Here is a 22,906-nt window from a genome sequence, read left to right on the forward strand (position 1 = left end):
GACAACAATCAGGCGCAGTGCGCAAGCCGCTCGACCTGATCCCGGATCGCAGCCCCTCGTTCAATCTCGGCTTTGCGCAAATCGTAAGTCGATTGCAGGTTCAGCCAAAATTCCGGGGTCGTGTCCAGACAGATAGATAACCTAAGAGCCATATCAGCACTGACACCCCGACGCTGGAGCACAATATCGTTCACCGTAGGTGTCGACACGTTCAACGCTCTGGCCAACGCTGCAGCCGTAAGGCTCAGAGGCTCCAGGTATTCCTCTTTGAGGATCTCGCCAGGATGAACCGGGCGCATACCATTCTTAGTCATTACTCACCTCAGTGATAATCGACGATTTCGACATTCTCTGGCCCGTTAGGACCCCAAATGAAGCAAATTCGCCATTGAGCGTTGATACGGATGCTGTACTGACCTTTTCGATTTCCCTCCAGCGCCTCTAAGCGATTACCCGGCGGGGATCGAAGGTCTATCAGCACGGCAGCAGCATCAAGCATCGTCAGCTTTCGTTCCACGACGCTCAGAATGGCTGACCACATACGGGTCTTACCGTTGCGAAACAGGTACTCGGTCTCAGAACACTTAAAGCTAACGATCATAATTTAAAGCTTAACGTTATGCATTAATCTTGAGTGTATAAGCTGACTTGCCAAATGCAACCAAGAGGGCGTGACTCTCAGTGACCTTTCAATATTTTAGGAAAAGGACTACCAGCTCGACTCCACGATGCCTTCATTGATCGTCTCGCACTTCAGCGCAGGCAATATCCTGCGATAGTTTCCCTACCCCTGCCGTCACGCTAAAACGCCAACACACAGCTACCCTTCAAAAGCCCGCAGGAAGCGGCCCCCGTTTAGCTCAAGGAACGACCATGTCCCTCTCCATCGTCCACAGCCGCGCCCAGATTGGCGTAGATGCGCCAGCCGTTACTGTTGAAGTCCATCTGGCCAACGGTTTGCCGTCTCTGACCATGGTCGGGCTGCCCGAGGCGGCTGTGAAGGAAAGCAAGGATCGGGTGCGCAGCGCGATCATCAATTCCGGGCTGCAGTTTCCGGCGCGACGGATCACGTTGAATCTGGCACCCGCGGATTTGCCCAAGGATGGCGGGCGGTTCGATCTGGCGATTGCCCTGGGGATTCTCTCGGCCAGCGTGCAGGTGCCTACGTTGACGCTCGATGATGCGGAATGCCTTGGGGAGTTGGCGTTATCAGGTGCTGTGCGGGCGGTTCGCGGGGTTCTGCCGGCGGCGCTGGCGGCACGCAAGGCCGGGCGCTGGTTGATGGTGCCGCGAGCTAACGCCGAGGAAGCGTGCCTGGCCTCGGGACTGAAAGTAATTGCGGTGGATCATCTGCTTGAGGCCGTTGCGCATTTCAATGGGCATACACCGATTGAGCCTTATGTCTCCAACGGCTTGCTCTATGCCAGCAAACCCTATCCTGACTTGAATGAAGTGCAAGGCCAACTCTCGGCCAAGCGCGCTTTGCTGATTGCAGCGGCGGGGGCTCACAATCTCCTGTTCAGCGGGCCGCCGGGGACGGGGAAAACGCTGTTGGCGAGTCGTTTACCGGGTTTGCTCCCACCGCTAGCCGAAAATGAAGCTCTAGAAGTCGCAGCCATTCAATCCGTTACCAGTTGCGTGCCATTGAGCCAATGGCCGCAAAGACCATTCCGCCAACCCCACCACTCCGCTTCCGGGCCGGCATTGGTCGGCGGCGGCTCGAAACCGCAACCCGGTGAAATAACCCTCGCCCATCATGGCGTTCTATTTCTCGACGAACTTCCGGAATTCGATCGCAAGGTGTTGGAGGTGTTAAGGGAGCCGCTTGAATCCGGTCACATCGTAATCTCCCGCGCCAAGGATCGTGTCCGCTTCCCGGCCCGTTTCCAATTGGTAGCCGCGATGAACCCTTGCCCCTGTGGATATCTTGGCGAACCCAGCGGCAAATGCAGTTGTACACCGGACATGGTCCAGCGTTACCGCAACAAACTGTCGGGGCCGTTGCTGGACCGAATCGACCTGCACTTGACCGTCGCTCGGGAAGCCACGGCGTTGAACCCTGCGCTGAAACCCGGTGATGACACCGCTACCGCCGCAGTGCTGGTTGCCGACGCCCGAGAGCGACAACAAAAACGCCAGGGCTGCGCGAACGCTTTCCTTGATCTGCCGGGCCTGCGCGAACACTGCAAGTTATCCACAACCGACGAAACCTGGCTGGAAACGGCATGTGAGCGATTGACCTTGTCGCTGCGAGCGGCCCATCGACTGCTTAAAGTCTCACGCACCCTGGCGGACCTTGAGCAAGTTGATGGCATCACCCGCGATCATCTGGCTGAGGCGCTGCAGTATCGGCCGAGCACAAACTGACCAGAATTACTCCTTGGAGAAATCAACTAACGGCGTTTGTCGTACCTCGGTTTCCCGAGCACCCTGAATCTCGCTCACCCGATGCAACGCCTTATCCACAGCCCCCTTATCCGCCAGCAAGCTGTACTTGATCTGAAACTGCTTCTGCTCTTTAACCCCAATAATCGGCACCAAACCAAGTGGCCGCTGATACCGGCGGTTATAAGAAAAACTTGTCCCCGGCTCCAACCCGGTCACATATCCCTGCCCTTGCGTATCGGTGTTCTTCCACAACGAGAAGACAGGCAACTGCTGAGTATTAAACCCAACCGACACCCCAAGGTTCCCTGCCTTGTTATGCAGCACGGTCAACGTGTCACCTTTGGCATCGGCGTACGGCACTACGTTGTAAACCGTTTCGTCATAGTCCTTGGTCGGTCCGCGATAGGTTTGCCAGTCCGGCAAATCGCTTTTGGCTTTATCGTTGAACGGCGACACCTGTTTCACCGGCGCAGCGAAGCGGGCGCCCTGTTCCAGGAATGGGGTGCTGAAGTTACTGTGATAAAGCGCCTGGTATTCCTTCGGATAATCACCGTTGTTGGTCAGGGTGTCATTGAGGGCAAACGCGACGCTTCCGGGCTCAGTGACCAGCTCAGTCATCACCGAGAAATCGACTTTCTTGAACGCTTGCTCTTTGAGTTCGCCGCGCAGGCTGATCGCGTAAGGCGGTTTCTCATCTATATGCAGGGTAACTTTGCTGGCCGGGATGTTGGCGGCGCGGCCATGCAGAGTCAGCAGTTCGCCGTTGTCGATGCCGGGGTGGCCGACCCATTCGTAGCCGCAGCGGGTGACCAGTTCATTGAAGCCTTCCAGCCAGCCGAGGCCACCACGGCCGTTGAGCTCGATGAAGGACGGATTGACCACTTCCTTGACTGGCGAATCCCAGCCCATGCGCACATTACCGACCGACGCCTGCAGCACATTCATCCCGCGAGTCGGCACCACCGAGAGTTTCATCGTGCCGTTATCGATGTCGACGATGCTGACACCCTCTTGCCGACCGCCGTGCAAGGTACGAAGTGTCACGGAGAAGGGTTGGTCGGTTTTCACACCGAGTTGCTGGCTGGTGATCTGCCAGTTTTGCGCGGCTTTGTCGCTGTCGAGCAGGACGTAATCCCAAGCCATGGCGTGAGAGGCGGACAGCGCGCCAAGGACAACGAGGAGTTTGAGCGAGGTCATGGGGAAAGCCTTTCTTGGAATTGTGCATTTTTTATAGCGCTGATTAAACGATTCAGCAAGCATAAAAAGCTTACGCCCGAGCCTTCCCAAGCCAATTAAAATTGACCTTATGCAACCTCCGCACGCTTACGTTAGTCTCATAAGGCTTGAACCTCCGGCAGATTGACGGCGATATCATGATGACATTAAGGTCGCCCGCTAAATGCAGGAGCAAGTACAGACACATTTGTCTGTCATTTTTGCGCAACGGATCGTATGGAGTTTGAATGCGCGGGGCACTATTACGCAGCGGTAAGAGCGGGTCATTCACTGCCCTCGGCGAAACAGGTCAACCGGTCTACCGGGCAGCCCTGCAATTGCGCGAAGCCATTCGCCGCAAGAACCCCGATTTGGTCGATCATCTGGCCATCCCTCAAAGCGATGAACTCGGCAACCAGATCGATTGGTACAGCGCCCTCGACGGTGATGTAATTCCGTGGAGCAGCGCGACCGAAGAAGAACGCGCCCCTGCCCGCCGCCAACTGGAAGCCCTCAAGACTGCGCTCGAGGAATTGAGCCAGCGTTTCCTGGGCACTGATTCCGGCGAACAGCAGCAAGGCGACAAAGCCGTGTTCGGCAAGCTGCTCAAGCGCGTCATTCATATCCCCGACGAAAACTTCGTGTACCTGGTGCAAGGCAAACCGGTGCTGACCTTTTGGGGTTTCGAGCACGCCGGAAGCGACCTCAATCGCGATCCCCTGCACTGCCTCTATCAGGTTCCGCCGCTGCCACCCGTGGTCGAAGCGCCTGTTGTTGCGCCCGTCGTACCGGTGGTGGCTCGTCCGTGGTGGCGTCGCTGGTGGTGGCTGTTGCTGCTGCCGCTCCTGCTGCTGCTTTTGTGGCTGTTGCTCGGCCTGCGAGGGTGCGTGCCGCTTCCGTTGGTGGCGGTAGACCTGCTGCCCAAGGGCGTCGTGCCAGTGGAAAAACAGCTGGAAGAGCCGCCACTGACCGGCAATGTCACGACGCTCAATGGCGTCCCCGTGACCGGCACCGTCGTAGGTGCTACCAACGGCACCGGCACCGCCGCGACCGAAACACAGGGTGTGGAAGCGCAGGCCGTCGAAGGCAACGAGGCTGATGCAGCGCCAGCCGACCTGGCCAATGACCCAGCCAAAGACCCGGCAGCCGAAAGCAAAACCACGCCACCCGAAAACAAAACCGCGCCGCCGGATGTCACATCGCCCGAAGCAGAAAAATCCGCCGCCGCAAAACCCGGCCCTCCCCTGAGCATCCCGCCAGACGCCGCCGACGGTGCCGCCAAGTTTCTCGATGGTCAGTACAGCGCAGGCGCCGGGATACAGGACCGCCGAACCGGTAAACCGCTGCGTCTGGAATACCAGCTCAAGGACGGTAAGGGCCAAGTCACCGTACACCAGGCCGACGGCACGAAATGCAGCGGGCCGGTGAGCGCTACTATGAAGGGTGGCAGCCTGGCCATTGACAGCCAAGGCCAGGCCGTTTGCGGCGATGGCAGCACTTACGACATGCCCAAGGTCAACTGCCGCAAAGGGGCGACCACGGTCGCGGACTGCACCGGCGGTTACGGAAAAGAACAATTCCCCATGTCCATGCGGCAAGTGGCCGAATAAAAACGGAATAACCCGACATGTTGCCTGAAGTCACTCAATTCGAAGACACCGTCACGCTGGTCAGCGACACCGGCATCCAGTTCATGGATTTCGCCCTGCGCCTGGATCCCCGCAAGGAACCGGCGGGCGAGTTCGCGCCGATGATCAGCGGGCTGATCTGCCGCCTGGCGTACAACGAAGAGAAAGACTTCTTTTTCTACGAGCCCGAACCGGAAAAGGTCGAAAAAGCTAAACCTGCGTTCAGCGTCGACATGAAAAGCAGCCTCGATTTGCTCGACGGTATCTGGCTGCCGACCCCATTTTTCCGCTTCATGCCGCCGCATCGCTTCGACGAAGGCCCGACCAACTGGTCGCGCATGCGCTTGGTGAAACTGGCGACTCCCGACATCGACGGTAACACCCACCGCCTGACGATGGCGTTCGACAGCCGTGTGATGCCCAAGCGTGACGGCACTGCTTATCTGGCGCCAAACGAAGAAGACATCAGCTCCGGCGTGTCTTTCAAACTGGCGACCAAGGCCAGCGAAACCCGCTGGTTCCTGGCGCAGCCGTGGGTCAACGAGTGGTTGCTGGAAGTGTTCAACGAGGGCAATGCCCACCGTTCGCGCGCAGAGTTGGACATCGATATCCGCGCCAACTATCACCTGGCGCACTACCTCAACTTGCTCAGCCTGTTGAGCAAACCGTCGGCGGCCCAACAATCGACGGCCCGGGCGAAAGTTGAAATCCCCGAGCTGAAAGTGGTCGCCAACGACAGCAATGGCCTGGTCAAACCGATTCCCGTGGACCTGGTGCTGGACGTCGGCAACTCGCGCACCTGCGGCATCCTGATCGAAAATCACGGTCAGGCCGGCTCCGGGCTGAAGCAGAACTACGTGCTGGAACTGCGCGACCTGATCACCCCCGAACACACCTACAACTTGCCGTTCGAAAGCCGCGTTGAATTCGCCCAGGCGTACTTCGGCAAGGACCACTGCTCGGTCAAGAGCGGCCGTCACGATGCGTTCCAATGGGCGACGATTGCCCGTGTCGGCAATGAGGCCAGCCGTCTGGCCAGCCGTCGTCGCGGCACCGAAGGCTCCACTGGCCTGTCCAGCCCGAAACGCTATCTGTGGGACGAAAACGCCTATGGCCACGGCTGGCGTTTCAACTGCTCGTACATCAAGACCGACAACGAGCCGTACGCCACCGCAGCGCCGTTCTCACATCTGATCAACGAAACCGGTGAGGCGCTGTACAGCCTCGAGGAAGACGATCGTCTGCCTGTGTTCATGCCGCGTTATTCGCGCAGCTCGCTGATGACCTTCATGCTCGCCGAAGTGCTGGCCCAGGCGCTGTCGCAAATCAACAGCCCGGCCCAACGCTCGCGTCAGGGGCACACCCGCGTGCCGCGCCAGCTCAACAGCATTACCCTGACCGTGCCGCCGGGCATGCCACAGGCAGAGCGCAGCATCCTCAACGAACGCATGCTGCAAGCCATCGGCCTGGTGTGGAAAAGCCTCGGCTGGCATGCCGGCGAGGAAGATCCACATCAGGATCAGGCCGTCAGCCCGCGCACGCCGATTCCGAGTATCCGCGTGGAATGGGACGAAGCGTCCTGCGGCCAGTTGGTGTACCTGTACACCGAGGTCAACGAGAACTTCGCCGGTCACCCGGAGGAGTTTTTTGACACCATCGCCCGGCCGGACAAGGCCGACCGCCAACGCATCACCCTCGCGACCATCGACATCGGCGGCGGCACCACCGACCTGGTGATCACCGACTATCGCCTCGACCGCGCGGGTAATACCGGCAGCGGCAGCAACGTGCACATCGTGCCCGAACAGCGTTTTCGCGATGGCTTCAAAGTGGCCGGCGACGACATCCTGCTGGACGTGATTCAGGACTTCGTCCTGCCGAGTTTCGAAAAAGCCTTGCAGAACGCTGGCGTGAAAGCCGCGGATTCGCTGATGTCACGTCTGTGTGGCGATGAATCGGTCAGCGCCCAGGACATGATCCTGCGCCAGCAATTGAACCTGCAGGTGTTCGCACCGCTGGGTCTGGCGCTGCTCAAGGCGTACGAGCATTACGATCCGCAGGTCCCGCAAGAAGTCACCCCGCAAAGCTACCGCCAATTGCTCGGTGACAACGCAATCAGCCAGACCGTGCTCGACTACGTCAATGCCGCCGTGCGTCGCGATGTCGGCGGTCAGAGCGGTTTCGACCTGTATACCGCGCCGATCAGCTTCGACCTGCAAAAGCTCCACGCCGCGTTCCTCAACGACCAGATCAACATCACCAAGATCCTTGGTGCGCTGTGTGAAGTGGTCGCGCATTACCCGTGTGATGTCTTGCTGCTGACCGGCCGCCCTTCGCGCCTGCCCGGCATCCAGGCGTTCATTCGCAAGGTGTTGCCGCTGCCACCGGGGCGCATTCTGGCGCTGCAAAACTACCGCACCGGCGGCTGGTATCCGTTTCACAAGAACGGCCGGATCGACGACCCGAAAAGCACCGCCTCGGTCGGCGCCATGCTCTGCCTGTTGTGCGCCAACCACAGCGTGCCGAACTTCTACTTCCGGGCATCGGCGCTCAAGCCGTATTCGACGGTCAAGCACATCGGCGTCATCGACCTGAACAACGTAATCAAGGATGCCGACGTGCTGTACCGCGACATCCAGTCCGAAGACTACAAAATAAAGCTGCCGGAAATCGGCACGGGCGACGCCGCCGACACGCCACAGCTTGAAATGCGCGGCGATCTGCGCCTCGGTTTCCGCCAGTTGGCCGCCGACCGCTGGGCCGCCTCGCCGCTGTACACCTTGCGGTTCACCAAGGCGGGTCGGGAGAAGTTTTCCCGCGCAATCGGTGAAAACGGCAGCGCCCCGCTTCTCAAGGTGCGGTTTGAGGTCAAACCGGCAGACAAATACACGCGCAAGCAGGATCTGGTCAGCGACCGCCTCTCGGTCCGCGACATCGAATCCAACAGCAACAACGTCAACTTCAACCCGCGCAGCGACCTCGAGCTGGAACTCAACACCATGCTCGACGCCGGCCTGAGCGAGACCAAGTACTGGCTCGACAGTGGAAGTGTGAAACGCAAATGAATGACCTGACCCCCGATCAAACTCAGCTCTCTGCCAGTTGGGCCGCTGTTTATGAAGGCGCCGGTCAGGCGCTGGACTGGATAGGCCAGACGCGCGGCAATGCGCCGCGTCTGGACAGCGAAGCCGACAACCTGAACATCCGCCTGCATCGCGCCCGCAACCTGGCCCAAAGCCTCGGTCGCGTGGCCTGTACGCCGATGACCATTGGCTTTTTCGGCTTGTCCCAGGCCGGCAAGTCCTACCTGATTTCGGCCCTCGCCGCCGGTCAGAACGGCAAGCTGGAAACCGATTTCGGCGGCCAGCACCTGGACTTCATAAAGCACATCAACCCGGTGGGTGGTGGCAAGGAGGCCACCGGCCTGGTGACGCGCTTCAGCCGTCGAGCGACGGAAAGTCAGGATAAGGACTTCCCGGTAGAACTCACGTTGTTCAAGGAAATCGAGCTGGCGAAGATTCTCGCCAATGCCTGGTTCAAGGATTTCGACCTTGAGCGGATTTCCTACGAGATCGATGAAGAGCGCATCCAGCGCGTGCTCAAACCGTTCGAAGGTCGCGAAACCGGGCCGCTGCAAACGGGGGTCAATGCCGACGATCTGGTGTCGCTGTGGGATTACCTGCGCGACAACTTCCGCAACTCGGTGAAGAAGCTTGAGTACCTGTACTGGCCCAAAGCGTTGCAACTTGCGCCACGCCTGAACTTCCAGGAACGGGCCGAGCTGTTTTCGATCCTCTGGGGTGAGCAAAGCGAGTTGACCCGCGCGTACCAGCAACTGGCCGGCGCGTTGCACAGGCTGGGTCTGCCCGAGACCGTGTTCGCACCATTGAAGGCCTTGGTGAGTTTCGAAAACGACACCTACAGCCAGCGCGACAGCATCATGAACGTCGACATTCTCGAACGCTTCGGCAGTCCGCTGGACTTGCCGATCGATGTTCGACCGCTGGTTGGCGATCGCCTGCAAAACAGTCAGGCGATTGCGGTCGCGCAACTGGCGGCACTGACCGCCGAAATGACCTTCCGCCTGATCGAAGCGCCGGTGGATGACATCGTTAATCAGGTCGACCTGCTGGATTTCCCCGGTTATCGCGGGCGCCAGAAACTGCACGAGATCGCCGATGTCAACGACCCGCAATCCACCGCCAAGGACAACTCCGTTTCCCAGCTGATCCTGCGCGGCAAGGTCGCTTACCTGTTCGAACGCTACACCGACAACCAGGAAATGAACGCGCTCGTAGTCTGCACAGGCTCGACCAAGCAGAGCGACGTCAACGACGTGGGCCCGGTGCTGACCCGCTGGATCGAAAAGACCCAGGGCGCCGACTCGGCTGCTCGCAGCAAACGCGACACCGGTCTGATCTGGGCGCTGACCATGCTCGACCTGCGCATCACCAACTCCCTGAGCCTGACACCGGATCAGTACGACGAGAGCTGGAACGGCATGGTCAAGCTGACCATGCTGGAGCGCTTCGGCAGCTTGAGCTGGATGAACGACTGGGCCGGCACACCGTTCCAGAACACCTACCTGGTGCGCAAACCGCGTATGGACGCGGCGTTCATCGGGCAGGACGCGACCGGTGCGGAAACCGGCCTCAATGCCATCTATCAGGAACGTGTCAGCGCGCTGGGCACCAGCTTCGCCAGCAACGCTCTGGTGTGCAAACACATTAAGAACCCGGCCAACGCCTGGGCAGAAATGCTGCGCAACGATGACGGTGGCATCAGCCACTTCAGCGGCAGCTTCAAAGGCGTGGCCAATATCGAATTCAAATTGCAGCGTATCCGCGAGCAATTGAGCGAATGCCTCGAGGGCCTGACCACTCACGGTCTGAGCACCTGGTACCACGCTGACGACGACGGCGCCGCAGCCGCCAAGAAAGCCAAGGCGCAAATGATTCTGACGGGCCTGGGCCGTCGCCCGGCGGTACTTGGCGAATTGATCGATCAACTCGACATGCCGAGCGAAGAGGTGCGCGACCTGTACCTCAGCGGCGTGTACGAAACCGATGACGAGCCGGCCGTGAACGACGAACCGGTCGCCCCGACACCGAGCCAGAGCCTCTACGGAAACGACGCCGGTTTCGATTTCGATTTCAGTGACGACCTGAGCCACGACGCGCCAGTCAGCAACAAAACCGGCACCCCGGCGCCCGAGCTGCAAAGCAACGAGCACCGTTTTGCCAAAGCGGCCTTCAAGGCCTGGATTGCGCACCTGCGTGAACTGACCACCCGGCAAAGCCTGCTCAACCTCCTGGGGTTGGAAAAAGCATTGCTGGAAGCGGTGGTCGACGAACTGATCACCGCCGGCTATCGCCAGGACTTGCCGGGGCAACTGAGCCGCGCAGTCCTCAAACGCGCACAAAGCGGCGCGCGGCGCGATCAACTGGTCGAGCGCCAGGTCCTGGAAGTGCAACGGGTGCTGCGCGATTTCGTGTCCTGGTTCGGCTACCTGCAGAAGCCGGTGAGCGAGCGTCCGAACAGTCGCGCCGGAGCCAAGGCGCCGCTGTTCTCGTTCTACACCGATATTGGCCCGGGACAAGTGCCCGTGCTGCCAGCGCAACCGGCGAATCAGGCACAGCGCTATCTCGGCGACTGGCTCTCTGGCCTGGCCTACATTACGCAGGACAATGCCGGCCATGGCGCCGGGCGCGAAATTACCCCTGAACAGAACGAACGGCTGGGCCAAGTGCTCACAGCCTTCACAGCGAGATAAGCAATGCCAATTCGTGTCGACCTGCTCGCGTTAGAGCCCAATGTGCCTGGCCAGGCCCGCCTCACTGTGAAGAAATGGCAGGGTGGCGAGGAACAGCTGGAGTTTTCCATTCAGCGTAACCAGGACGGCTTTTACCTCCAGGACCACAAGGCCTGGAGCAACAATCCATTCTGGTTCAAGGTCTCGCGTTTCAACGTCACGGCCAGCGGCGAAGGCCTGGAAGCGCAGGTCGGCCCGGACGTGGTCGACCCGCTGCTGGAAGGCGGCGCCAACTCGCAATTCCAGATTGAACTACGCGAACAGAGCCAAGGGCATGCAGACAAAGGCGTGGTTCGGCCCGGCGTTGGTGTGCTGCCGTCCACGGCCGGCGGCCAGACGCGCTCGACCTACGGCGGCGCCGATCTGACGGCGCCGAGTGCACCGGCACCGGAAACCCCGGAGCTGCCTGAACTGGTCCTGTCCACCGCCGAGCCAGAAGTGGAATTGGAGTCGGTACTCACCGAGCCCGACTACACGCCACCTCCCGCACCGGTGAAGAAAAGCAACAAAGGCCTGATCGGTCTGTTGATTGTGGTGTTGCTGCTGGCGGCTGGCGCAGGATTCTGGTTCTACAAACGTCCCCCGGCCCCTGCGGTTGCAGCCACTGCCGCCGCACCGGCCGGCGCTGACACTCAAGCCTGCACCCTCGACAGCATGAACAGCCTGCCCGAGTTGACCTTCGTCCAGACCTGCATCAAAGCGGCACCCGACAGTGCCAGGTTGCTGGAGATCATCAACCAGGCCAAGGCCGGCAAACACTGCGGCGTCGCCCAGCGCCTGTACGCCAACCGTGCCCAGGCCGGTGACGCGCTGATCGCCAACGCCTATGCCCGCGAATACGACCCTAAATACCTGAAGGCCAGCGAGTGCTTCCCGGCTGCGGACAATGCCACCGCCGCCTACTGGTATGAAACCATCCTCACCCAGGACCCGAACAACGCCGAAGCCAAGCAGCGTTTCGAGGAGTTGCAGAAGTGATGCGTTCGCCCATGAGTCGATTCCTGCTGAGCAGTGCCGCATTACTGGTGCTGTGCATCTGCCCGCTGTCCCAGGCCGCTGACAAACCGCTGATTCAGGCCGGTAAAAAGACCCTGTTCCAACGTGTGCTAACCACGCCCGGCTGCAAAACAAGCCCGACAGCGGGCGGTGCCGAAGGTGACGCACAACCGGTTTTCAGCCGCTTTTATGTATACGAGCGCGCCCAGGCAAACAACGCCGAGTGGCTGAAAGTCGGCCCCGACAGCTACGGCAAAACCATTGGCTGGCTGCCTGCCAGCTGTACCACCGACTGGAAGATGCAACTGACTCTGGCCTTCACCAACCCGGCCAACCGCGACCGGTTGCTGTTCTTCAAGGACCGCGCCACCGTCGAAGGTATCCTCGATGCGCCGGACCCGGTCAGCAAAGTCGCGCCACTGCGGGCCACGCTGAAAAAGGGCAAACAAGCACCGGGCGTACTGGCTGAAGAACCTGAATACTTCGTCGACCTGCAAAAGCAGTTCTACCTGCTGCCGGTGCTCAGTGGCGAAGAAGTCATGACCGAAAGCGGTTTCCGCACGCGCCTGCTCAACGTCGCCTCCGTCAGCAAGCCGGATGACAAGAACGCCAAAGGTGGTGCTGCAAACAGCGCTGCCGGCGGCAAGGAAGCCGAAGAGAAAAAGGCCAACCAGCTGAAGGAATTCAGCGCGGCCGTGGTATTTGTCATCGACTCGACGATCTCGATGGACCCCTACATCGACCGCACCCGCGAGGCGATCCGCAAGGTTTACCAGAAGGTCGAAGCGCAGAATCTCGGCAAACAGGTCAAGTTCGGCCTGGTGGCTTTCCGCTCCAACACCCAGGCGGTGCCGGGGCTGGAATACACCACCAAGATGTACGCCGACCCGACACAGGTGAAAGACAGCGCCGACTTTTTCGCCAAGATCGCCGACCTCAAGCAGGCCACCGTGTCGAGCAGCAGCTTCGATGAAGACTCGTTTGCCGGCGTCATGGAGAGCATCGACAAGGTCGACTGGAGCCAGTTCGGCGCGCGCTACGTGGTGCTGATCACCGACGCGGGCGCCATCGAAGGCGACGACAAACTATCGAAGACCGGTTTGAGCGCCGCGCAGGTGCGTATGGAGGCCGCCAACCCGGGCGTGGCGATTTACACCCTGCACCTGAAAACCCCGGCCGGGTCCAAGGACCACGCCAAGGCTGAAGCGCAATACAAGAACCTGTCGACTTACCCAGGCACCAACACCTCGCTGTACTACCCGGTGAACGCTGGCGATGTGCAGGAATTCGGGCGCAAGGTTGACGCCTTGGCCGGGGCGATCACTACACAAGTCAAAGCCGCCTACATGGGCGAAGACGCCATCGGCAGTGCGGCGAACGCCAAGCAGGACCCGGCCGAGAAAAAAATGCTCGAAGACGCGGCGCTGATCGGCCACGCCATGCAACTCGCCTATCTCGGCGAGAAGACCAACAGCAAAGCCCCGCCAGTGTTCAAGGCGTGGATCACCGACCGTGACCTGATCAAGCAGAACATCCCGACCACCGACGTGCGGGTGCTGCTGACCAAGTCACAGCTCAGCGACTTGAGCGACGTGATGAAGCAGATTCTCGATGCCGCCAACGAAGGCCTGATTTCACCCACGGAAATGTTCGATCGCCTGCGTTCCGTGGCGGCGACCATGGGCGCCGATCCCAATCAGCTCAAACAGAACAGCAACGCCAAACTGGCGGACATGGGCGTCCTCGGTGAATACCTCACAGACCTGCCCTATCAGAGTGAAGTGCTGAACCTGGATGAAGAGACCTGGAAGAGCTGGGATGGTCTGGCACAAGAAAAATTCATCCGCACGCTGAACACCAAACTGCGGCATTACCAGCGTTACAACGCCGATGTCGACCGTTGGGTAGCTTTAGCCAAAGACAGCGATGCACGGGACAACGTCTACCCCGTGCCACTGGAAATGATGCCTTAAAGAGACGCCAATGCTCGATATCAAGAACCTGCTGGTGCGCCGTGGTGAAGGCGCACAGGCCCATCACGTGCGACTGCCGCACTTGCAGGTCGGCGCCGGAGAAATCCTCGCCATCACCGGCGAGAGCGGCAGTGGCAAAAGCACGTTGCTCGAAGCCATCGGCCTGTTGCTCGCACCGGTGGAACTCGAGCGCTTTCGGCTGGGCCCGACGCACGCTCAGGATATCGCCCAACTGCTGGCCACTGACGACCAGCCTGCTCTTGCAGCGGTGCGTTCACGACATTTGGGCTTCATTTTGCAGAGCGGCGGCTTGCTGCCGTTCCTGAGCGTGCGAGACAACATCAGCCTGCCGCGCCGTTTGCTCGGGATGCCGGTGAAGAGCGATCACATCGACCACGCCGTTGACGTGTTGCGCCTGCAAGGGTTGCTGGATAAACAACCTCAGGCCTTGTCGATCGGCGAACGCCAGCGCGTGGCCTGCGTTCGGGCAATTGCCCATGAACCGCTGCTGCTGTTGGCCGACGAGCCGACCGCCGCGCTCGACCCTCTCAGTGCCCGGCGTTTGTTCGAGCTGCTCCTGAGCCTGGTGTCGAGCATGGGCCTGAGTGCACTCGTTGTATCCCATGACTGGGCCTTGCTGAAGGATTTCGGCTTGCCGCGACTCGGCGCTATCAGCCATCAGGGGGAGACTCTGTTTGAACCGATGGACTGAACGCTTGCACCTGCTGGGTTCACTGGCGCTGCAAGACCTCTGGCACGACCGTAAGGTCTCGCTGTGCATCGCCGCCTCCCTGGTGGCGGTGATCGCGCCGTTGCTGCTGCTGTTTGGGCTCAAACACGGGGTGGTCAGCCAGCTGCAGGACGAACTGCTGCGCGACCCGCGCAACCTTGAAGTGAAGATGCTCAGCAACGGCAACTACGACACGGCCTGGATCGAGCGTTTGCGCCAGCGCCCCGAGACCGGTTTTGCCCTCGGCCAGACCCGCTCTCTCAATACCCAGGCTGACCTGCTGATCGGCATGCAACGGTTTGTTGAAGGCGCGGAAATCATCGCCACTGAGCCCGGCGACCCACAACTGAACCTGGCGCCACTCAACCCCGTCGGCAATCAAGTGATCCTCAGCGCCAGTGCAGCGCAACGCTTGCAGGCCAAGGCCGGCGACAGCGTGCAGCTGCGGGCCTTGCGCCGCCTGGAAGGTGTCAATGAACGCGGCGAGATGACGCTGACGGTACTGGCCGTGCTCGACGGTGCCCGTTTCGGTCGCGCGGCCGGGTTTGTCGCCCCGCCGCTGCTGCTGGATCTGGAGCGCTTTCGCGACGGTTATCAGGTCAGTGGGTTCGGCGTTGACACCGGCAAGCCTCAGGGTAATCTGCAACCGCTGTATGCCCGCGCCCGCGTGTATGCGCGCGACATTGATCAGGTCGCGCCGCTGGAACGCTGGCTCAACGAACAACACATCGAAACCTCGAGCCGGTTGGCCGACATCGACAACGTCAAAGCCATCAACCATGTGCTGGGGCTGATCTTCGGTGTGATCGCCGCGGCGGCGCTGATCGGCTGCGTGGCATCGATGGTTGGCGCGTTCCTGGCCAACATCGACCGTAAACGCAAAAGCCTGGCGGTCCTGCGTCTGCTGGGTTTCAAACGCAGGGCCGTCGGTGGTTTCGTGATTCTGCAAGCCCTTGCGCTGAGCCTGGCCGGCTACGTTGGCGGGCTGGGGTTTTATGCCGTTGGCAGTCATTTGTTCGACTACTTGCTCGGCAGCAGTCGGGCCACCGGTACCTTTGTTTGCCACATCACTGTTTGGCATGGCCTGGCCGCCCTGCTCCTGACCTTTTTGGTCGCTGCATTGGTGGCCATGATTGGTGCCCTGCGAGCCATCAACATCCAACCTGCGGAGAGTCTGCGTGAGCTATAAACGTTTTGGCTTGCTGTTGCCCCTGAGCCTCGGCTACATGCTCGACGCCTCGGCGGCGGGCTGGGAAGAGAAGTATTACAACCCGATGCCCGAGGCTGGCGACGTCGTGCTGCCGATGCCCTGCGAAGGCTCGATGGTATTTCGCAAGGTGTTCATTCCGGTCGCCGGTCCGCTGGACGACTACCCGATCAACATCGGTCAGGACGGCGCGGAATACGGCTACGTCGAACAGACCCGTCCGACCTTTATCGCCGGCAGTTTTACCGGGGCCAAGAACGACAAATCCCGCTACTACCTGATGGCCAAGTACGAGATGAGTCAACTGCAATACGCCGCGCTGACCGAAGCAACCTGCCCCACCGCCGCCACCAAGATGCGCTTGCCGCAAACGGCGGTGAGCTGGGTGCAAGCCATCGAAGCCGCCGACAAGTACAACCTGTGGCTGCGCAAAAACGCCGCCGGCAAGCTGCCCAAGGAAGACGGCGCGCAAGGCTTTCTGCGCCTGCCAACCGAAGTCGAGTGGGAGTTCGCCGCGCGCGGCGGGCTGGAAGTCGGTGCCGCTGAATTCCGCGACACGCACTACCCGATGCCAGAAGGCATCAACGCCTACGAGTGGTTTGCCGGGGCGCAATCGTCCAACGGCAAAGTGCAATTGACCGGTCTGCAAAAGCCCAACCCGCTGGGCCTGCATGACATGCTCGGTAACGTCGACGAAATGATGTTCGAGCCGTTTCGCCTGAACAAACTCGACCGCCAGCATGGTCAGGCCGGCGGCTACGTCGTCCGCGGCGGCAACTACCTGACCGCGCAGGCCGACCTGCGTACGGCATTGCGTAAAGAAGAGCCGTATTACAACGCCGAAGGCCAGGTGAAAAACAAGACCACCGGCCTTCGCTTGGTCATGGTCTCACCGACCCTCACCTCTCGCGAGCGGGTCGCCAGCATCGAAAGCAGCTGGAAGAAACTCGGCACCGGCAGCAAGGAAGCCGAATCCGCCGACAAAGGCACCGTACAATCCCTGAACAGCCTGGCCTCGGGCGTCGAAGACAAAGCGCTCAAGGAAAAACTCCAGGCCCTGGAAAACCAGCTGCGTGCCAGCAACCAGCAGCAGGAAGAAACCCGCGACCAGGCGATTCGCGCCAGCCTCAATCTGGGCGCATTCTTGTGCACCAAGATGCTCGACGACGGCCAGTACGTGGACTTCCTGCAAAAGAACTACAAGCTCAACTGCGAAAGCGCGGACAAAGATGCCAGTTGCGACATGCGTAAAACCAAGCTCGACGAGCAGAAGGATCGCCTGCACAAACTCAGCCGTTACTACGCCAGCAGCCTGGTGGAATCGGCAACCTTGTACGGCCAGCCACTGCTTGAAACGCAAGTCCCGGTAATGGAAGAAATCATCAGCCGCAACAAACAGCTGCAAGACCTCAAACCTTACTTGCGCACGCACTGGGCCAATCAGAAGGCGTTTCTGCAAAAGCAGAAAATCGATACTGAAGCCTGGCTGAACAGCTGCAAAACCGTTACTCAATAACAATGCGTCAAAACCGTTACCTAGGAGTTTCACCATGTCGCGCAGCCTTTGGACTCGCTTCAAGCTACAGATCGCTTTCGTAGTCGCCGGCAGCCTGCTAATGACCGGTTGCGCCAATACCGGCAGCTCTATGCTCGGCGAAGGCGGCGGCGACGGTGCCGACCCGCGCCTGACCCAGGGCAATGACGCAGAGTTCTTCAGCAAGTCCGGATACCAGGCCTGCGCCGTCGGCGCCGGAGTCGGCATCCTCGCTTGCGCGCTGTCCAACAGCAACAACAAAACCGTGTGCGTCATCGCCGCCGGTATTACCGCATGTGGCGTGGCCATGGGCGCCAACTATTACCTGGATCAACGTCGCAGCGAATACGCCGACACCACCACCCGTTTGGCGAAGATGAACAGCGACGTCCAACAAGACACGCAGAACGTGATCGCCCGTACCGCGACCGCTCAACAAGTGATCAATGATGACCAGGCGCAAATTGCCCAGATCAAAAAGGACATCGCCAACAAGAAAGTCGACAAGAGCAGGGCTCAGGCGCAAATCGCCGGGATCGATTCGGACATCGCGCGCCTGCGTAAAGACCTCGCCAACATGCGTACCAAAGTCACCGAGTACAGCAAAGTGGCAGACGCCGAGCGCGCACAAGGCACCAGCGCCGAGATGAAGCAGGTAGACATGAACATTCAGAAAATGAACCATAAAGTCGTCAGCCTGCAGAAGGAAGTCGACGCTCTGTACAGCCAACGATCCGCAATCACCCTGGGCTAAGCACATGACGCTAAGACAACTGATGGTCATCACTGCCGTCCTGGCCCTGAACGGTTGCGCGGCCAAGCCTGGCGAATGCGATGCGACCAATCGCGACAGCAGCATGCTGACCAAAATGAACTGCGACTACTCCGGTGGTTACAGCGATCAGGTCAAGCAGAATGAACATGCCCTGAGCGAGTCCCGTCAGCAAAACGCAATGTTCCGTCAGGTGTACGAGAACATTCAGGCCCAACAACTCAGCACCAAGACCGATCTGGCCAGCCAGCAGAAATCCCAGGCGGCGCTGAATCAGTCACTGGCGCAACTGCTGACCTCGCTCAAGGCCCGGCGTGGCAATGAAGCCCAGGTGCAGAAGCAGATTGCCGACCTCGAGCGGCAGCTCAAGGCTCCGCAAGCGGCGCCAACGACCAAATCAACGCCCGCAACGCTGGCGGCCAAGCAGCAAGAGCTGAAAACATTGCAGAAGAAGGTCAATCAGCTGCAATTCAGCCTCGGCTACGAAGAGTAACTTTTCACCCCGCAAGCATCCCGATGGATGCCTGCGCTTTTTCAGGAATCGTCGTCATGCAGCGGGTCATCAGGGATGCGCACGCCACATCGGAGGGGATGAGTGCGCTGCAAGCCAAAGTCGCCCTCATCCAGAAACACTTTCCGCCGACCGTCGCCAGTCTGTTTGCTATCCCGCGGATGGGCAGCGGCGACGTGCTGGAATGGTGGACCGAACTGGGTGGCCAACCCACGCCCTATGCTGACCTCAACGAGGACGCGCAACGACGTTTGCTGGAAACCTATGAAGTACGTCAGACGTCCCTCGGACTGCTGGCGGATGAACTGCAAAAACGCGGTCAACCGACGGTAGCAGATGACCTGCGCAGCCTGCTCGGCACGCCTGAGCTGGACAAACTCTACAGCCTCAACGGTGAGCCATTGGTGGTGCGCTGGAACCAGCGCCCGCCCAAGCCGATCGTGCCGCCGGTCGTGCCGGTCGTGCCGCCATCGCGTCGTGGCTGGTGGATCGCGGCGGCTTTGCTCGCGCTGCTGTTGCTGCTTCTGGCGCTGTGGCTCTGGTGGTTCCTGCACCGTGAGCCGGTTGTCGTGGTTCCGCCTGTAGCGCCTGTGGCGCCGGTGGTGACGCCGGTTGAGAAACCGGTTGAGCCTGTCCCCGAGCCTGTCGTGGAACCGGAACCCACGCCAGAACCGGTACCGGAACCCAAGCCGGTCCCGCCACCAAAACCGGCACCGGAACCCAAGCCGATCCCGCCACCCAAACCGGTTCCACCACCAAAACCGGTAGTGGCTACCCCGCCACCAGCCCCAACGCTGGACAACTTCGCATGCCGTAAAAATGCGCCGAACGCAGAGGTCCCGCAATTCGTGGTGGTGCTCGACACCTCGGGTTCGATGGATTTGAACATCAAGTCAGTGAAAGCCGACGAGGACTGGTTCTTCGGTCCCGACCTCAACAAGCTCCTGGACCCGAACCGCACCATGCGGCTCACCGCCAAACCCAGCCGCATGGACGTCGCCAAGGACTCGCTGGCCAGCATGATCAACGGGCTGGACCCGAAGATCGACACACGCCTGATCACCTTCGCCGGCTGTGAAAGAACACCGGACCGGGGTGTGTTCAAGTTCGGCGACCGCCCGCGGCTGATCAACGGGATTCGAGGTCTGGTTCCCGACGACGGCACACCGCTGGCCGACAGCCTGGCCCGCGCGGCGAGTACCGTCGACGGGCGCAATAACGATGCGGTTATCGTGATGTTTGTCGACGGAGAAGATGGTTGCGGGCAGGACGTTTGCGCGGTATCCCGTCGAATCGCCAGGGAACAACCGCGCCTGCGGGTCAACGTGGTGAAAATCGGTGCTGGCGGCCCGTCACGCTGCATCGCTGAAAACACCGGCGGCCGGGTTTACAACAGCACCAATGCGGCTGAGTTGAGTAACCAGTTGAAACAGGCGAGCAAGGAAGTATCCAGCAGTGCCAAGTGCGATTAGCTTGAGGACTGATCCGAAATTGAAGTGAGCCCATCGCGGGCAAGCCTGCTCCCACAAGGTTTGTGTCATTCACAAGAGGGTGGAACGACACATAACCTGCGAGAGCGTGCAGTGCGGCGATCCGACTTGCCCGCGATGATTCAGCTCAGGTGCTCGACCGCCGGTAACTCCATGGCCCGAACCTCACCCAAGAGGAAAACGCTGAGGCGGCGCAAACGCTCACCTCCGGGGCGGGTTTTCGGCCAGACCAGGTAATAATTCTCACCGCTGGCGACCGCCGTCGGCCACGGCAAACTCAGACGTCCCTGCGCAACATCCTCAGCCACCATCAACAAATCGCCCATGGACACACCATAGCCTCGGGCGGCCGCGATCATCCCCAACTCCAGCGTGTCGAACACCTGGCCGCCCTTGAGTGAAACTTGATCGGTCAGGCCCATGCGTTCCAGCCAACTGCGCCAGTCGCGACGGTCGGGCGTTGGGTGTAGCAGTTCGGTGCTGGCCAGGCGTGCGACGTCCCAAGGCTGATCGTTCAAAAGATCCGGCGCGCCCACCGGAATCAGTTCCTCTGGAAATAACAAAGTAGCCTCCCAGTCCGGCGGGAAATTCCCGTTGCTGAGGATTACGGCGCAATCGAACGGTTCCTGATTGAAGTCCACCGAGTCGATGTCCATCCAGGCGCTGGTCAGCTGCACTTCATTGCCCGGTTGAAGGTGCCGAAAACGACTGAGGCGCGCCAACAACCAGCGCATGGTCAGGGTCGACGGGGCTTTCATGCGCAGGATGTCGTCTTCGGCGCGCAAGGTATTACAGGCACGTTCAAGTGCAGTGAAACCGTCACGAATGCCCGGCAACAGCAAACGGGCCGACTCGGTCAGTTGCAGGTTGCGGCCACTGCGGTGAAATAAGCGGCAGGCAAAATGCTCTTCGAGCGTACGAATATGTCGGCTGACCGCGCTTTGGGTAATCGACAGTTCTTCGGCCGCACGGGTAAACGAGCTATGCCGCGCCGCCGCTTCGAATGCTCGAAGGGCATACAAGGGAGGAAGACGACGAGACATCAGGAAAGCTCCTACAGCGCGATTGCTTCAGCTTATCGGAAACTCTCTCACATGAGTTTTAATCATGCCACCCATCCTTTTTATCCCTTTGTGCAAACCGCGCAGAGCGCCGAGAATCGGTGCTTTCCTGTTCCCTTTGATAATCGAGCGTGATGACCATGCAGCATCCAGCACGTACTGAACTCTGGGCCATCCTGCGGTTGGCGGGGCCGCTGATTGCCTCGCAGTTGGCGCACATGCTGATGGTCCTCACCGACACCCTGATGATGGCGCGCCTGAGTCCCGAGGCCCTGGCCGGTGGCGGGCTCGGTGCGGCGACCTATTCGTTCGTGTCGATTTTCTGCATCGGCGTGATCGCAGCGGTAGGTACGCTGGTGGCGATCCGTCAGGGGGCCGGCGATATTGTCGGGGCTACCCGGCTGACCCAGGCCGGGCTGTGGCTGGCATGGTTGATGGCGCTGGCCGCCGGTTTGCTGCTGTGGAACCTCAAACCGGTGCTGCTGCTGTTCGGCCAGACCGAAACCAACGTCAACGCAGCCGGGCAGTTTTTGATCTTCCTGCCGTTCGCCCTGCCCGGCTACCTGAGCTTCATGGCCCTGCGCGGGTTCACCAGCGCCATTGGCCGTGCGACGCCGGTGATGGTCATCAGCCTGGGCGGAACGGTGGCCAACTTCCTGCTCAACTATGCGCTGATTACCGGGATGTTCGGTCTGCCGAAACTGGGGCTGATGGGTATCGGGCTCGTGACTGCGATTGTCGCCAACCTCATGGCGCTTGCGCTGGCGTGGCACATTCGTCGGCATCCGGCGTATGACGCCTATCCGCTGTGCCAGGGCCTGTCGCGGCTGAACCGCCAGTACCTGAAGGAGCTGTGGCGCCTGGGCCTGCCGATTGGCGGCACCTACGCAGTGGAAGTCGGGCTGTTTGCCTTCGCCGCGCTATGCATGGGCACCATGGGCAGCACGCAACTGGGCGCGCACCAGATCGCCCTGCAAATCGTTTCGGTGGCGTTCATGGTCCCGGCGGGGATTTCTTATGCGATCACCATGCGCATCGGCCAGCACTACGGCGCCGGGCAACTGCTGGATGCGCGGCTGGCCGGACGGGTCGGCATTGCGTTCGGGGCGGCGGCGATGCTGTGTTTCGCCATGGTCTTCTGGCTGTTGCCAAACCAGTTGGTCGGCCTGTTTCTCGACCACAACGACCCGGCGTTTCGCGATGTCATCAACCTTGCCGTGAGCCTGCTGGCGGTGGCGGCATGGTTTGAGCTGTTCGACGGCGTGCAAACCATTGCCATGGGCTGCATTCGCGGACTCAAGGATGCCAAGACCACTTTCCTCGTCGGCTTGGGTTGCTATTGGCTGATTGGCGCACCGGCGGCGTGGTGGATGGCGTTTCACCTGGACTGGGGGCCAACGGGTGTCTGGTGGGGTCTGGCGCTGGGGCTGGCGTGTGCGGCGGTGAGCCTGACGCTGGGGTTTGAGTGGAAGATGAAGCGGATGATTCGGCGGGAGCCTTCGGCACAAGGCAGTTTTCAGGTGATTCAGCCGGATTAGGATCAAAAGATCGCAGCCTTCGGCAGTTCCTACAGGGTTAACACATTCCCA

At 60.3% G+C, this 22,906-nt stretch carries 17 protein-coding genes; 13 read left to right on the forward strand and 4 right to left on the reverse strand.

The window, feature by feature from the left end; all coding sequences use genetic code 11:
• Positions 1-8: 8 nt before the first annotated feature.
• Together AABM52_RS29710 and AABM52_RS29715 are read right to left on the reverse strand one after the other, a co-directional pair.
• Positions 9-314, reverse strand: a complete 306-nt coding sequence (locus AABM52_RS29710) for a HigA family addiction module antitoxin (RefSeq protein WP_007980826.1) — start codon at positions 312-314, stop codon at positions 9-11.
• 8 nt (positions 315-322) lie between these two features.
• Positions 323-601 (reverse strand): type II toxin-antitoxin system RelE/ParE family toxin, encoded by a 279-nt coding sequence (locus tag AABM52_RS29715; RefSeq protein ID WP_007980828.1) that lies wholly within the window; start codon positions 599-601, stop codon positions 323-325.
• A gap of 272 nt (positions 602-873) precedes the next feature.
• Here AABM52_RS29715 and AABM52_RS29720 point away from each other — a divergent pair, with 272 nt between their 5' ends.
• Entirely contained in the window at positions 874-2,367 is a 1,494-nt protein-coding gene (locus AABM52_RS29720) for a YifB family Mg chelatase-like AAA ATPase (protein WP_347909727.1), read from the forward strand.
• Between the two features lie 6 nt (positions 2,368-2,373).
• On the opposite strand, the gene AABM52_RS29725 is transcribed toward AABM52_RS29720, so the two are convergent.
• Positions 2,374-3,585: an aldose 1-epimerase family protein gene (locus AABM52_RS29725; protein ID WP_347912706.1), complete on the reverse strand. Its 1,212-nt coding sequence runs from the start codon at positions 3,583-3,585 to the stop codon at positions 2,374-2,376.
• 266 nt (positions 3,586-3,851) lie between these two features.
• On the opposite strand from AABM52_RS29725, the gene AABM52_RS29730 reads away from it, so the two are divergent.
• The 11 genes from AABM52_RS29730 to AABM52_RS29780 are packed head-to-tail and all read left to right on the forward strand — an operon-like array spanning position 3,852 to position 20,238.
• Positions 3,852-5,213 carry an SrfA family protein gene (locus tag AABM52_RS29730; RefSeq protein WP_347909728.1) on the forward strand — a complete coding sequence of 454 codons (1,362 nt, stop codon included), beginning with the start codon at positions 3,852-3,854 and terminating at the stop codon, positions 5,211-5,213.
• Between the two features lie 17 nt (positions 5,214-5,230).
• Entirely contained in the window at positions 5,231-8,296 is a 3,066-nt protein-coding gene (locus AABM52_RS29735; protein WP_347909729.1) for a virulence factor SrfB, read from the forward strand.
• Positions 8,293-11,004, forward strand: coding sequence for a virulence factor SrfC family protein (locus AABM52_RS29740; protein WP_347909730.1), 2,712 nt, complete (start codon positions 8,293-8,295; stop codon positions 11,002-11,004). Before AABM52_RS29735 ends, AABM52_RS29740 begins: the two co-directional genes overlap by 4 nt.
• Positions 11,005-11,007: 3 nt before the next feature.
• On the forward strand, positions 11,008-12,021 hold the full coding sequence (locus AABM52_RS29745) for a hypothetical protein (protein ID WP_347909732.1): 1,014 nt from the start codon (positions 11,008-11,010) through the stop codon (positions 12,019-12,021).
• A gap of 11 nt (positions 12,022-12,032) precedes the next feature.
• Complete coding sequence (locus AABM52_RS29750; RefSeq protein ID WP_347909733.1) at positions 12,033-14,012, forward strand: vWA domain-containing protein; 1,980 nt, start codon at positions 12,033-12,035, stop codon at positions 14,010-14,012.
• A gap of 10 nt (positions 14,013-14,022) precedes the next feature.
• Positions 14,023-14,724 (forward strand): ABC transporter ATP-binding protein, encoded by a 702-nt coding sequence (locus AABM52_RS29755; RefSeq protein ID WP_347909734.1) that lies wholly within the window; start codon positions 14,023-14,025, stop codon positions 14,722-14,724.
• Complete coding sequence (locus tag AABM52_RS29760) at positions 14,708-15,931, forward strand: FtsX-like permease family protein (RefSeq protein ID WP_347909736.1); 1,224 nt, start codon at positions 14,708-14,710, stop codon at positions 15,929-15,931. Before AABM52_RS29755 ends, AABM52_RS29760 begins: the two co-directional genes overlap by 17 nt.
• Complete coding sequence (locus AABM52_RS29765; RefSeq protein WP_347909737.1) at positions 15,921-17,465, forward strand: SUMF1/EgtB/PvdO family nonheme iron enzyme; 1,545 nt, start codon at positions 15,921-15,923, stop codon at positions 17,463-17,465. The genes AABM52_RS29760 and AABM52_RS29765 overlap by 11 nt, the downstream gene beginning before the upstream one ends.
• 34 nt (positions 17,466-17,499) lie before the next feature.
• Complete coding sequence (locus AABM52_RS29770; RefSeq protein WP_347909739.1) at positions 17,500-18,237, forward strand: hypothetical protein; 738 nt, start codon at positions 17,500-17,502, stop codon at positions 18,235-18,237.
• 4 nt (positions 18,238-18,241) lie between these two features.
• Positions 18,242-18,748, forward strand: a complete 507-nt coding sequence (locus AABM52_RS29775) for a hypothetical protein (RefSeq protein ID WP_347909740.1) — start codon at positions 18,242-18,244, stop codon at positions 18,746-18,748.
• Between the two features lie 56 nt (positions 18,749-18,804).
• Positions 18,805-20,238, forward strand: a complete 1,434-nt coding sequence (locus AABM52_RS29780; RefSeq protein WP_347909741.1) for a VWA domain-containing protein — start codon at positions 18,805-18,807, stop codon at positions 20,236-20,238.
• A 140-nt stretch (positions 20,239-20,378) separates the two neighbouring features.
• Here AABM52_RS29780 and AABM52_RS29785 read toward each other — a convergent pair whose 3' ends face one another.
• Complete coding sequence (locus tag AABM52_RS29785; protein ID WP_347909742.1) at positions 20,379-21,299, reverse strand: LysR substrate-binding domain-containing protein; 921 nt, start codon at positions 21,297-21,299, stop codon at positions 20,379-20,381.
• 158 nt (positions 21,300-21,457) lie between these two features.
• Between AABM52_RS29785 and AABM52_RS29790 the strand changes: the two genes are divergently transcribed.
• Positions 21,458-22,855: a NorM family multidrug efflux MATE transporter gene (locus tag AABM52_RS29790; protein ID WP_347909743.1), complete on the forward strand. Its 1,398-nt coding sequence runs from the start codon at positions 21,458-21,460 to the stop codon at positions 22,853-22,855.
• Positions 22,856-22,906 lie beyond the last annotated feature (51 nt).

This window comes from Pseudomonas grandcourensis (assembly GCF_039909015.1).
GTDB lineage: Bacteria > Pseudomonadota > Gammaproteobacteria > Pseudomonadales > Pseudomonadaceae > Aquipseudomonas > Aquipseudomonas grandcourensis.

Coding starts and splice junctions, on each gene's coding strand:
- AABM52_RS29730 (WP_347909728.1), top strand. CDS start 3,852: ATGCGCGGGGCACTATTACGCAGCGGTAAGAGCGGGTCATTCACTGCC.
- AABM52_RS29750 (WP_347909733.1), top strand. CDS start 12,033: ATGAGTCGATTCCTGCTGAGCAGTGCCGCATTACTGGTGCTGTGCATC.
- AABM52_RS29720 (WP_347909727.1), top strand. CDS start 874: ATGTCCCTCTCCATCGTCCACAGCCGCGCCCAGATTGGCGTAGATGCG.
- AABM52_RS29790 (WP_347909743.1), top strand. CDS start 21,458: ATGCAGCATCCAGCACGTACTGAACTCTGGGCCATCCTGCGGTTGGCG.
- AABM52_RS29710 (WP_007980826.1), bottom strand. CDS start 314: ATGACTAAGAATGGTATGCGCCCGGTTCATCCTGGCGAGATCCTCAAA.
- AABM52_RS29780 (WP_347909741.1), top strand. CDS start 18,805: ATGCAGCGGGTCATCAGGGATGCGCACGCCACATCGGAGGGGATGAGT.
- AABM52_RS29775 (WP_347909740.1), top strand. CDS start 18,242: ATGACGCTAAGACAACTGATGGTCATCACTGCCGTCCTGGCCCTGAAC.
- AABM52_RS29735 (WP_347909729.1), top strand. CDS start 5,231: ATGTTGCCTGAAGTCACTCAATTCGAAGACACCGTCACGCTGGTCAGC.
- AABM52_RS29740 (WP_347909730.1), top strand. CDS start 8,293: ATGAATGACCTGACCCCCGATCAAACTCAGCTCTCTGCCAGTTGGGCC.
- AABM52_RS29755 (WP_347909734.1), top strand. CDS start 14,023: ATGCTCGATATCAAGAACCTGCTGGTGCGCCGTGGTGAAGGCGCACAG.
- AABM52_RS29785 (WP_347909742.1), bottom strand. CDS start 21,299: ATGTCTCGTCGTCTTCCTCCCTTGTATGCCCTTCGAGCATTCGAAGCG.
- AABM52_RS29715 (WP_007980828.1), bottom strand. CDS start 601: ATGATCGTTAGCTTTAAGTGTTCTGAGACCGAGTACCTGTTTCGCAAC.
- AABM52_RS29770 (WP_347909739.1), top strand. CDS start 17,500: ATGTCGCGCAGCCTTTGGACTCGCTTCAAGCTACAGATCGCTTTCGTA.
- AABM52_RS29745 (WP_347909732.1), top strand. CDS start 11,008: ATGCCAATTCGTGTCGACCTGCTCGCGTTAGAGCCCAATGTGCCTGGC.
- AABM52_RS29725 (WP_347912706.1), bottom strand. CDS start 3,585: ATGACCTCGCTCAAACTCCTCGTTGTCCTTGGCGCGCTGTCCGCCTCT.